The organism is Thioalkalivibrio sp. ALR17-21 (assembly GCF_000420185.1).
Classification (GTDB): domain Bacteria; phylum Pseudomonadota; class Gammaproteobacteria; order Ectothiorhodospirales; family Ectothiorhodospiraceae; genus Thioalkalivibrio; species Thioalkalivibrio halophilus.
Window position 1 is genome coordinate 1 of record NZ_ATUL01000041.1, and the last position, 11,319, is coordinate 11,319.

Annotated in this window: 8 protein-coding genes and 4 pseudogenes; 5 read left to right on the plus strand and 7 right to left on the minus strand. The window is 67.6% G+C overall.

The window, feature by feature from the left end; all coding sequences use genetic code 11:
• The 5 genes and pseudogenes from G020_RS15430 to G020_RS0113985 all read right to left on the minus strand — a co-directional run.
• Nucleotides 1-2,215 (minus strand): annotated as a pseudogene (locus G020_RS15430) (hybrid sensor histidine kinase/response regulator); the annotation flags it as partial.
• Nucleotides 2,216-2,275: 60 nt separating this feature from the next.
• A pseudogene (locus G020_RS0113970) lies at nucleotides 2,276-4,267 on the minus strand (methyl-accepting chemotaxis protein); the annotation flags it as partial.
• A 36-nt stretch (nucleotides 4,268-4,303) separates the two neighbouring features.
• On the minus strand, nucleotides 4,304-4,882 hold the full coding sequence (locus tag G020_RS0113975) for a chemotaxis protein CheW (protein WP_024330021.1): 579 nt from the start codon (nucleotides 4,880-4,882) through the stop codon (nucleotides 4,304-4,306).
• Nucleotides 4,879-5,244, minus strand: coding sequence for a PleD family two-component system response regulator (locus G020_RS0113980; RefSeq protein ID WP_018947558.1), 366 nt, complete (start codon nucleotides 5,242-5,244; stop codon nucleotides 4,879-4,881). The genes G020_RS0113975 and G020_RS0113980 overlap by 4 nt, the downstream gene beginning before the upstream one ends.
• A 48-nt stretch (nucleotides 5,245-5,292) precedes the next feature.
• Nucleotides 5,293-5,715, minus strand: coding sequence for a PleD family two-component system response regulator (locus tag G020_RS0113985; RefSeq protein WP_029681353.1), 423 nt, complete (start codon nucleotides 5,713-5,715; stop codon nucleotides 5,293-5,295).
• 128 nt (nucleotides 5,716-5,843) lie between these two features.
• Between G020_RS0113985 and gshB the strand changes: the two genes are divergently transcribed.
• Genes gshB through G020_RS0114010 form a run of 5 tightly spaced genes read left to right on the plus strand, consistent with a single transcriptional unit; the run spans nucleotide 5,844 to nucleotide 9,705 of the window.
• On the plus strand, nucleotides 5,844-6,791 hold the full coding sequence (gene gshB / locus G020_RS0113990; protein WP_024330023.1) for a glutathione synthase: 948 nt from the start codon (nucleotides 5,844-5,846) through the stop codon (nucleotides 6,789-6,791).
• On the plus strand, nucleotides 6,788-7,849 hold the full coding sequence (locus G020_RS0113995) for an FAD:protein FMN transferase (protein ID WP_024330024.1): 1,062 nt from the start codon (nucleotides 6,788-6,790) through the stop codon (nucleotides 7,847-7,849). The genes gshB and G020_RS0113995 overlap by 4 nt, the downstream gene beginning before the upstream one ends.
• Nucleotides 7,846-8,226 carry a NusG domain II-containing protein gene (locus tag G020_RS0114000; protein WP_024330025.1) on the plus strand — a complete coding sequence of 127 codons (381 nt, stop codon included), beginning with the start codon at nucleotides 7,846-7,848 and terminating at the stop codon, nucleotides 8,224-8,226. Before G020_RS0113995 ends, G020_RS0114000 begins: the two co-directional genes overlap by 4 nt.
• Before the next feature lie 2 nt (nucleotides 8,227-8,228).
• Nucleotides 8,229-8,777 (plus strand): Gx transporter family protein, encoded by a 549-nt coding sequence (locus G020_RS0114005; RefSeq protein ID WP_018947563.1) that lies wholly within the window; start codon nucleotides 8,229-8,231, stop codon nucleotides 8,775-8,777.
• Nucleotides 8,752-9,705: an energy transducer TonB gene (locus G020_RS0114010; RefSeq protein ID WP_024330026.1), complete on the plus strand. Its 954-nt coding sequence runs from the start codon at nucleotides 8,752-8,754 to the stop codon at nucleotides 9,703-9,705. The genes G020_RS0114005 and G020_RS0114010 overlap by 26 nt, the downstream gene beginning before the upstream one ends.
• Nucleotides 9,706-9,717: 12 nt before the next feature.
• On the opposite strand, the pseudogene G020_RS0114015 reads toward G020_RS0114010, so the two are convergent.
• A pseudogene (locus G020_RS0114015) lies at nucleotides 9,718-11,028 on the minus strand (HlyD family type I secretion periplasmic adaptor subunit); the annotation flags it as partial.
• 36 nt (nucleotides 11,029-11,064) lie between these two features.
• A pseudogene (locus G020_RS0114020) lies at nucleotides 11,065-11,319 on the minus strand (IS256 family transposase); the annotation flags it as partial.

Sequence of the window (11,319 nt, forward strand, 5' to 3'; positions counted from 1 at the left end):
GCGTATCCATGTCGCCCGGTGCCGAACGCCAGATCGGGTACTGCTCGTCCAGGCTCTGGATTTCTTCCTCGGCTTCTTCCAGGAAGATGTCGAGGATCTCCCCGTCCGCGTCCGGCCCGAGTACCTGCTCCTGGAGGACGGCCTCGTCGAAGGTCAAACCACCAGGGCGTTCCGCGAGCGAGAGACCGACCGGCGCTTCGTCCTGCGCGGTGGGCAGCTCGGGCTCGGGCTCGGGCTCGGGCTCGGGCTCGGGCTCGGGCTCGGGCTCGGGCTCGGGCTCGGGCTCGGGCTCGCCGGCAGGTTCCTCGCTCGCCCCCTCTTCAGCCAGCTCGGAGCTGAATAATGCGGCTTCGGCATCCGGTTCCGACCGCGGCGCCGGCACAATGGCCTCTTCCGGGAGTTCGGGATCCGGTACGGCATCCCCTGCGGCCAGTTCCGGCGCGCTGTCCGACGCCTCTGGAACATCGAGTTCCGGTATCGGGGCCGGCTCCCCGTCAGCCGACTCCGGCCGTTCGGGCTCGGCGGGTTCCGCCATGGGGGATTCCCGAACCGGGGCGGTGTCGTCGGATGCCCTCAGGCGTTGCAGGGCACTGCGACCGCGTTCATGGACACTGTCGAGTTCGCGCCAGGGCTGGCCGGAGGATTCCAGCGCGACCTCGATCGAACTGAGCACCTCCGCCAGTGCATCCACGGCATCCGGTGCCAGATCCGCCGCGGTCATCCCCTCGCGGTCATCGAGGAAACGCAGCAGCGGATCAATAAGCGAATGCAGGCTGCGGAACCCCCCCATGGAAAGCGCGCCGCGTGTGCGATGCAGGGCATCACGCGCCTCGTCGAGGCTGCTGGCACGGGCGTCGCCCGACAGAAAACCCATGAGGTTTTCCCGAACCCGGCGCACCTCCACCAGCGATTCGCGGTACAGAGCCTCCGCCAGCTTCCGGTCGTAGGCCGCCTCGCCGCTGGCGGTCTCGCGTTCGCCTTCCAGGCCGGATTCGACGATGGACTCCAGCGCGAGCAGATGCTGGGCCAGCTCCATCTCCAGACGTTCGTCGTGGTGGGCCAGACGCGTGGGTTCCAGACATTCGTCCAGGGCCCGGGTGTGATGCTCGCCCTGTTCCAGCCCCAGCATGCGCATGGTGGCACCGATCCGCCGAACCTGTTCGCGCAATGGTTCGAGATCGCCCGCCTCGCGGGTCGCGGAACGAATCAGCACGTCCAGGCGTTCGCGGACCTCTCCGAGATCATCCTCCAGGGCCGCACGCAGCTTGTCGAAGACTTCGCGCCCCAGACCACTGGATGCGTCCTCGTCCCGGGCATTCAGGTCATCAAGCTGGAAGACCTCGCGGACCGCGCGCGTCTGTTCAGTGTCCGCCTCGGCCCGTGCCACGTGGAACAGGAGGGTCTTGATGGTGTCGACGGGGGCTTCGTAATCGAGGTCGTCGGCCTGGCCACCCTCACGCAGCTGATTGGACAGCGCATTGAGGTAGCGGCCCAGTTCACGATCGACCCGCCCCACCAGACGCCGGATGTCGTTGTTGAGCTCAACCCCGCCGCGCGCCAGCCCCTCCAGCAGGGCACCGGCCACCCAGAACAGACGCCGGAAATCACCGGCCGGGACCGCCCGCACGACCTCGCGCGAGACCTCGTGCAACCGCTCCGCGGCCGACGCCGCATCCACGCCCTTCACCAGTCCCAGCAGATCCCGCTGAAAACTGCGCCGGGCCTGCTGCAGGGTCCGCAGGCGTTCGGCCGGCGACAGCCCTTCTTCCGGCTCACCCATGCGCGAATCATCGACGTCGTCGAAATCGGGCATCAGTTCGGCGACGTCCATCAGCATGCTCGCTCCACGAACGCTGCGGAGTTCGTTGAGCAGCGGGAGCAGCACCATCGGAGACGGCAGGTCGGCGGCATCGCCGTGTTCGAGGTAGTCGGGGAGCTGCAGAGCGGCGCGCAACAATGCCTCGGTGGTCGCGGCCGATGCGGACTCGCCGCTGCGCAGATGCTCCAGCACTGCGAGCATCTCGTCGCACACCTTCACGACGCTTTCGACCTGCACCATCACGAGCGTCCCGCGAATCTGCCGGACGCGCTCGTGGGCCCGGTCCAGCGATTCCACGCTGGTCGGGTCGTCGGAGTATTGGCGCAGGGCTTCCTGGACTTCGCCGAACAGCGCGTCCAGCTCGTCCCGTACCCAGTTCAGTGCACTGGCAACCATTGCGTGGCCCGGCCGTTAACCCTGCGTTCCGGAACGACCTGCGCCGTCCTGATCCGAAGCCGGCAGTTTGAAGTCCGCAACCGAGGACTGCAGTTGCTGCGACAGCTGGGCCAGGTCGTCGATGGAGGCCGCCGTTGTGTGCGTGCTTTCGGTGGTTTCAGTGGTGATCTCACGGATCTGCGCCATGATGGACGTGACGTTCTTCGCCATTTCCGCCTGCTGATGGGCCGAGGAGGAAATGCCGTCGATCAGGCCGGCGAGATCGTTGGAAACCTGCTCGATCTCGGACAGGGCCTCACCCGCCGCCTGGGCCATCTCGGCCCCGGACACCACGTTGGCCGTACTCTGTTCCATCGAGCTGACGGCCTCGCTGGTATCGGCCTGGATCGCCTTGACCAGCCCTTCGATCTGGCGCGTCGCACTACTGGAACGTTCTGCCAGACGCTGGACCTCATCCGCCACCACGGCAAATCCGCGTCCGGCCTCGCCGGCCGCAGAGGCCTGGATCGCTGCGTTCAGGGCCAGCACGTTGGTCTGTTCGGCGATATCGTTGATCAGGCCGATGATGTCGCCGATTTCCTGCGAGGATTCGCCGAGGCGCTTGATCCGTTTCGCCGTCTCCTGGATCTGTTCGCGGATCGAATCCATGCCCTCGATGGAACGGCGCACGGTGGCCGCCCCGCGCGAGGCAATATCCACGGAATTTCGTGCCACCCCCGCGGACTGCCCCGCGTCCGAGGCCACCTTGTCGACCGACTGCGCCATCTCGTCGATCGCGTCGTTCGCCTGCTGGATCTCCTGGGTCTGCTGCTCGGCCTTTTCGGCCAGCCCCAGAACCTGAGAGCGGCTGTTTGCTGCCGAGTCGTTGATGTCATCGGCCACGGAGTTGATGGTGGCGACCAGGGTACGCAGGTTCTCGATCGCGAAGTTCATCGAGTCGGCGATGGCGCCGGTGAAGTCTTCCGTCACCGTTGCGTTGACCGTGAGGTCCCCGTCGGCAAGGTTCATCATCTCGTCCAGAAGGCGCAGGATCGCCTGCTGATTGCGTTCATTCTGGGCCTCGGTCTCGGCCAGCTCCCGGCGTGTATCGCGGTACAGGAACAGGCCCATGCTCGCCAGCAGAATCAGCGCCAGCAGACCGAAGGCGGATCCCACCCAGGCCAGGACCCCGACCTGCGCGGCACGGTCGGTCAGCGCAGCCTCCAGGTCGCCGGACACCTGCAGCATGTCGCCGGAGCCGGCTTCCACATCTGCAGCGGCGGCGTTCACCTCGAACACGCGGGAAGACGTATCCAGCACACCCTCCACCGCTTCGCTGAAGGCAATAAACAAGGTACCGATCTCGTCGAGCATCGCCTGGGTTTCGGCATCATCCACGGCCTCGATGCCCAGCGGCGCGAAGCCTTCGATCAGCCCGTCCAGCACCCGCCCGAACAGGGTGGCGTCCCGCTCAAAACGCTCGATCGCGGTCGCGGCGCGGGCACCGCCCTGCAGCACCTCGTTCAGACTGTTGCCGATCCGCTGGATCAGCATGGTCTGGCGTGCCGCCACATAGATCTGATCGGGGTCCTCGCCGATCTCCGACATGCGCCGCACCACGCTGTCGGACAGCCGGGCCAGCTCGGGGGAGAACTCGTTCACGGCTTCGGAGAATTCAGTGACCTCCTCGATGGCATCACGCCCATGGAGGATCGTATTCACGTTGCCGCGATAACCGCTCCACTCGCCCTGAACCTGTTCCAGGTCGGCTTGCAGGTCGTCCGGCAGAGGCCCAAGGCCCTCGCGACCGCCGCGGAGTACATCGACATTGTGGTCGAAGGCATCGCGCAGTTCGGCGAGGTCGCCAAAGGCCTGTTCGGAACCCGCCGCAGCTTCCAGCGAAGCGGTGGCCAGCCGCTGGGACAGAAGACGCATGTCGTTCGCCAGCGCGATCCGGTCTCGATACTGGCTCTGCTGGTATTCGTGCGAGACGACGGCGCCACCCGTGGCCAGCAGGGCCAGAACCACCAGCCCTCCCAGCAGGAGGTTACGCGTACGACGACTTGGTCCCATAAGACGTTAACTCCCTTAACAGTAATGCCGCCCCCGTCAGGAGACGGCCGCCTGCTGTTGGTCTTCGGCGGGTTCCGCGATGTCCAGACCGGAAAACCGCCCGGTATCATTCAGTAGCCGATTGAGGTCCACCACGGGGTGAAGCCGGTGCCCCAGATCGAACCCCCCCGTAACAAACGGACGCGCCGCCTCGGGCACATCCACTTCCAGTCGCCTCTGATGCGGTGCGCAACTGCGCATGCCCTCCACCCGACTCACCAGCAGTCCGGCCATGCCCTGCCCCTGCGGGGCCACGACAATGCGCTGGCGCGAGCTGTCCCCGCTGATGGGCTCCCCCAGCAGCAGTCGCCCCAGATCGAACACCGGCAGCACCAGACCGCGCAGGTTCCCCACGCCCAGCACCATGGGATCGGCCAGAGGGACGTGGGTCAGGGACAGGGGATCGGTCACCTCCGAGATCGCTTCCATGTCCGCGAGAAAACGGAACTCGCCCACGGCCAGAAGCACGCCGCGCCAGCCGGATGAAGAATCGCGCTGATACTCCCGGTTCACCCGCCGGCTCTCGCGATCCAGGCTCGCGAGCAGCGCAAACGGAGTGGAAGTATCGACCTTCATGCCGAGAGGTATTTCTCGATCGTCTGCAGCAGGGTGTCCTCGGTGACCGGCTTGGTGATGTAGTCCCGCGCCCCCTGGCGCATGGCCCAGACGCGGTCGGTCGCCTGATCCTTGGTACTGACCACCACCACGGGAACATTGGCGGTCTCTTCCTGCTTGGAGAGCTCTCGCGTGGCCTGAAAGCCGTTCAGACCGGGCATCACGACGTCCATCAGGACCAGGTCGGGCACCTGGGCCCGCGCGGTCTCGACACCTTCCTCCCCGCTGGCCGCCGTGGATACCGAATACCCGTTCTTCTCGAGCATCGTGCGCAGGACATGGATCTCGGTCGGGGAGTCGTCAATGATCAGGATACGGGCCATGGCGTTATTCTTTCCTGGGTTGGTGCGCGCGATTTACTCGCGATGAATTCATTCCGGGGCACCCTGGTGCGCGTACTTGCGCATCGCGTCCAGGAGATCGTCCCGGGTGAAGGGCTTGGTGAGATAGTCCTCCGACCCCACGACGCGCCCCTTGGCCTTGTCGAACACGCTGTCCTTGCTCGACAGCATGATGACGGGGGTCTCCCTGAACTGCTTGTTGTTCTTGATCAGGGCGCAGGTCTGATACCCGTCCAGACGGGGCATCATGACGTCGATGAAGATGATGTCGGGGCGGGAATCGGCCACCCTCGAGAGGGCCTCGAAGCCGTCCACCGCGGTTTCCACCGTGGCACCGTGCTTCTGCAGCAAGGATTCGGCGGTGCGCCGGATCGTCTTGCTGTCGTCGATCACCATGACCTTCACTCCCTGAAACTCGGTGGCCGAGTCGGCTTCCGCTGGCGCGTCAGACACCTTATCCCCCCTAAGGCTATATGCAGGACCGAATCTAACGAAGTCCCGCGGGATACACAAACATCGAGCGGTAATATTGCCCCGCGTGGCATAATCGTCTGACACGGATCACGAAAAGGCCCGTTATCGTGCCCCAGAAGATCGCCATCATCATGGACCCCGTCACGGGGATCAAGCCGGCCAAGGATACGACCTTCGCCATGATGCTCGCCGCACGGGCCCGGGATCACGCCGTGGACTATCTCGAAATGAACGATCTGTGGGTCGAAAACGGCCGCGCCATGGGCCGCAGCCGGCCAATCGAGGTTCGGGACCGTTCCGAAGCCTTCCACGAACTGGGCACGGAAACCACCGGCCCGCTGGATCGCTTCGATGTCATCCTGATGCGCAAGGACCCGCCGGCGGACGCCGAATACGTCTACTCCACCTACACGCTCGAGCTCGCGGAACATGCGGGGGTTTGCGTATCGAACCGGCCGCAGGGGCTGCGCGACATCAACGAGAAGGCGTTCACGGCGCTGTTCCCGGACTGCACCCCGCCGACGCTGATCACCCGCGACCGCGCCCGTATCCGCGCATTCCTCGAGCAGCACGGCGATATCGTGGTCAAACCGATGGACGGCATGGGCGGGAGTTCGATCTTTCGCGTCCGCGAGGGTGATCCGAACACCTCGGTGATCCTCGAGACCATGACCCGGTTCGATCGGCGCACGGTCATCGCGCAGCGCTTTCTGCCGGAGTTCACGGCCGGCGACAAGCGCATCATCATGATCCACGGCGAACCCTTCGAGCATGCCCTGGCACGGATTCCGGCACCCGGTGAATCGCGCGCCAACCTGGCGGCCGGGGGACGGGGAGAAGCCGTGCCACTGACCGCGCGCGACCGCGAGATCTGCGAACGCGTCGGGCCGGAGCTGCGACGGCGCGGCATCCACTTCGCCGGACTGGACGTCATCGGGGAATCCCTGACCGAGATCAACGTCACCTCCCCGACCGGCGTCCGCGAGCTGGACGCGGCCTGCGATACGGACCTCGCCGGCCGCTACATCGATTTCGTGACGGGGGAAACCGCATGAATCCGCGCCGCACCTTGTTTTTCCCAGTCCTCGCAGCACTGACCGCGATGCTGCTGGTGGCCTGCGAACGCACGCCGGAAACCGAGCACCTGCAGTTCCGGGCCTTCGGCACCCTGGTCGAGGTCGCGGTCGCCCCGGCCGGGGAATATGACCTCGCCGAGATCGAACGCGAGCTGCAGGCGGAGCTCGACATCCTGCATGCCTCCTGGCACGCCTGGGAAGAAGGTTCGCTCGGGCGCACCAACCAGCTGCTGCCGCTGCAACGCGAATTCAGCGCCCCGCCGTCGGTGCTGCCGCTGATCGAGCAGGGCCGCGCGGTGGAGGAGGCCACCGACGGGCTGTTCAATCCCGCCATGGGACAACTGGTCGCCGCCTGGGGCTTTCACCGGGACGAGCCCGCCGGCCCGCCCCCGGATGCCGACACACTGGCCGAGCTGCTGGAGGACCCGCCGTCGATGGGAGACATCGAACGCAACGGGGTCCGCCTGACCGGCCACCACCCGAACCTGCAGCTGGACTTCGGCGGACTGGCCAAGGGCGCCGCCGTGGAGCGCGCGCGTGACCTGCTGGCCGATCTGGGCGTGGAGGCGGCCATCGTCAACGCCGGCGGCGACCTGATGACGCTGGGCCGGCCCGCCGGCCGCGACTGGCGCATCGGTATCCGCCACCCGGACGGGGGCACCCTCGGCGGCATCAAACTGGGCGGAGGCGAGGGCCTGTTCACCTCCGGGGACTATGAGCGCGGTTACGAACACGAGGGCGAACGCATCCACCACGTGATCGACCCGCGAACCGGCCGCCCGACCGAGGGCGTGCGCTCCGCGACCGTGCTGCATGGGGACGGCGGCCTGGCCGACGCGGCCGCCACCACCCTGATGATCGCCGGTCCCGAACACTGGCCGGAATACGCTGCCCGGCTCGGGATTGACCACGCCCTGGTGGTCCTGGCGGACGGCCGCATCGAGGCCACTCCGGCGATGGCCGCGCGCATCGAGATCGGGGAAACCCACCCCGAGCCGGAGGTCCGCGAACGGCCGGAGGCCGGCACCACACCGTGAGGATTCCGGGCCTGCGCTGGGGGGACGCGGTCATCGCCGCAACCGGGGCCGGACTGGTCGTGACCGCCTTCATCCTCGCCTGGAACCCCGACGCGGGCACCGAGGCCCGCAGCCTGGTCATCACCCAGGCCGGCGAGCCCGCGCGCCGGGAGCCTCTGGAAGGCCCGCGCGAACTGCGCCTGCAAGGCCCCGCCGGGACTACCCGTGTGGAGATCGAAACCGGGCGCGCGCGCTGTGCGGAATCCCCGGGCACACAGAACATCTGCGAGGGGGCCGGCTGGCTCTCCACCCGCGGCGACATGGCCATCAGCCTGCCCAACCGCCTGACCCTCCGGGTAGAGGGCGCCGAACCCGCCTGGGACAGCATCCACTACTGACCGTGAACGCCGACCGCTCCGCCTCCCGCCGCGATCAGCAGATCGCTGCCCTCGCCGCCATCGCGATCGGCATTCAGATCCTCGAGGCCGCGATCCCCGGTCCCATCCCGGGGGTCAAGCCGGGCCTGGCGAATATCGTGACCCTCGTCACACTGCTCACCCTCGGCTGGCGCGCCGCAGTCGCCGTCACCCTGCTGCGGGTGGTCGGCAGCAGCCTGCTGCTGGGCACCCTCCTGAGCCCCGCCTTCTGGCTCTCACTGACCGGCGCCCTGGCCGCTCTCGCTGCGCTGGCCCTGCTGGCGCCATTCGCCCCGCGACATGTCGGCGCCACGGGGCTGGCCATCGCGGCCGCCATGGCGCATGTCACCGGGCAGTTCCTGCTCGCATGGCTGGTGATCATCCCGCACCCGGGTCTGCCACTGCTCCTGCCACCCCTGTGGCTGACCGCGCTGATCGCCGGCGCCACCACCGGTATACTGACCGCCCACGTACTTTCCGATCCCCGGATCCAGCGCCATATCCGCCATGCCCGCCCCCCAGGACCAGCCTGAGCGCCCGGTGCCGACGCCCCCGTCGGAACACGCCGCCGCGCGTCCGAACCATCTCGCCACGATGGTCTTCCTGGCCGTGCTGGCCCACGGGCTCGTGATCCTGGGCATCGGCTTCACCGTGGACCTGCCCGACCCCAGCCCGCGCGAGCCACTGGACATTACCCGGGTTGCGGACCCCGAGGCCGCCGCGCCGCCCCCCGAGGAAGTCGAGCGCATCGCCGAAATCGACCAGGAGGCGAGCGCCGAAGACCCCGAAGACCAGGAAGCCACCGCCCCCGAGGCCGCAGACGAAGGCACCGGCGAACCCGGCCCCGAAGGCGTGGAGGCCCCGCTGCCGGAACCCGGTCCGCTGGTGGCGCAACCGTCGCCCCCCGAACCCGAACCGCAGCCGGAGATGCCCGAAGCCGAGGAATCGCCGGAACCGGCCCCGCCCGAGGTCGCCGAACCGGAACCGATCGAGACCCCCGAGGCCGAGCCGCGCCCGGATGCCGCCACCCTGATGAACCGCGGACTGGAGAGCGCCCGCGCGGCCCCGGCGGAGGAACGCCAGGGCTTCGCCGCACGCGGCCAGCGCACCCGCTATCTCGACAGCCTGTCGGCGCGCAGCGCACCCGAGGCGGCCTACCTTCAGGCCTGGATCGACAAGGTGGAACGCGTCGGCAACCTCAACTACCCGGACGAGGCCCGGCGTCAGGGGCTTTCCGGCAGCCTGGTCCTGTCCGTGCGCCTGAACCCCGAAGGTGAACTGATCGATATCCAGGTCGCCCGCAGCTCCGGCGAACCCGTGCTCGACGAGGCCGCCATCCGCATCGTGGAACTGGGCGCCCCCTACGCCCCGTTCACCGAAGCCATGCGCGAGGAATACAACGAACTGGTCATCACCCGCACCTGGGCCTTCCGCCGCGACGAAGTCCGGCAGGTGCGCTGAGACCCGGCCGCCTCAGCGCTCGTTGAGGCTCTCGCTGGCCGCCCGCAGCAACGGCGTCAGGAAATACTCGATGATGCGCCGCTTGCCGATTTTCACCTCCACGGTGGCCATCATGCCGGGGGAAATGCGCACGGGCTCGTCCTGCACGAGGACCGTGTCCCGATCCAGGCGGACCCGCACCACGTAGACCAGCCCCTGTTGTTCGTCCTGGACCGCATCCTGCGAGACCTCGAGCACCTCGCCCTCGACCGTGCCGTAACGGGTGTACGGAAAGGTCTGCAGCTTCACTTCGGCCGTCTGGCCCGGCCGTACGAAGCCGATGTCCTTGTTGGGGAGGGTCGCCTCCACCATCACCTCGGCATCCTCCGGCACCACGGTCATCAACGGCCGGGCCGGCTCCACCACGCCACCCACCGTGTGGACCGCCAGCTGTTCCACCGTGCCGGTCACCGGCGCACGCAGGCGCATCAGTTCGTCACGCCGCCGCGCCTGGATCAGCTCCTGTTCCAGGGACTCCGCCTCGGAACGCGCCTGATGGAGGATGTCCAGGGCTTCTCGCCGGCTTTCCGCTCGCAGGGTACGGCGCTGCTCGCGCGCCTCGTGCAGCGCAGCCTCGGCCTCCGAGCGCCGTGCCCGCTCCGCGTCCAGGGCATTCGCCGCCTCGATGCGCTGCTGCTCCAGTTCCAGCTGCTCGTGGCGGGCCGCCATGCCAGCGTCCGAGAGCTGCAACAGATCATCGCTGCGCCCGCGGATGATCGGCAGGGTCTGTTCCAGCCCGGCCACCATCGCGCCCGCCGCAGCGATCTCCCCCTGCCTGCGCGCGATCTCCGCATCCAGCTGCTGCATGCGGGCACGGTAGTGATGCACATGGCCGCGCAATACCCGCTGCTCCACCAGCAGGGCATCCTCCGGCGCGGGGAAATCCGGCTGCAGCACCGGCCGCTCGGTATCGCCGTCCAGGGCCTCCAGGAACGCCTCCGAACGCGCGGCGGTCAGGCGGGCGGACAGCAGTTCCCGGCTCAGGCGCGTCACATCCGCGGTCGAAAGGGTCGAGTCGAGCTCGATCAGGACATCGCCGGCCTCGACGCGCTGCCCGTCCCGTACCCGGATGGCCCTGACGCTGGCCGTCTCCGTGGCCTGTACCGTCTGGGTACGCCCGTCCGGCACCACCTTGCCTTCGGCCACCGCAACGATGTCCATGCGCCCCAGGGTGGCCCATACCACGGTCAGCACCGCCAGCAGCAGGATGACCCCAATGATGACGCGCGGCAGCGGGTGCACCGGCGTCTCCTGGAGCGAAAGGGCCGCCGGGAGGAACTCCGAGTTATGGTCAAGTCTGGTGTATGAGCGATGGCTGGTTCAGGCGGCGCTCCGGTCGGTGATGGATGATGCCTCGTCGTTGGTCGGTTCGGTCTGCTCGATGCCGTCGATGAACGTCACCCCGCGCTCGAGCTTGTCGAGCCATTCGTAACCCCGGAGCCGGCGCCAGCGCTTCTGCGCGCTCTGGCCGAGCTTGAACGTCAGGCTCAGGACGGTGTTGCGGGTCACGCAACCCCGGGTCTTGTCGGTGCGCAGCCGCACGGTGGCGAAGGTCGATTCGATCGGGTTGGTGGT

Coding starts and splice junctions, on each gene's coding strand:
- G020_RS0114010 (WP_024330026.1), top strand. CDS start 8,752: ATGCCCGCCCCCCAGGACCAGCCTGAGCGCCCGGTGCCGACGCCCCCG.
- G020_RS0113995 (WP_024330024.1), top strand. CDS start 6,788: ATGAATCCGCGCCGCACCTTGTTTTTCCCAGTCCTCGCAGCACTGACC.
- G020_RS0113975 (WP_024330021.1), bottom strand. CDS start 4,882: ATGAAGGTCGATACTTCCACTCCGTTTGCGCTGCTCGCGAGCCTGGAT.
- G020_RS0113980 (WP_018947558.1), bottom strand. CDS start 5,244: ATGGCCCGTATCCTGATCATTGACGACTCCCCGACCGAGATCCATGTC.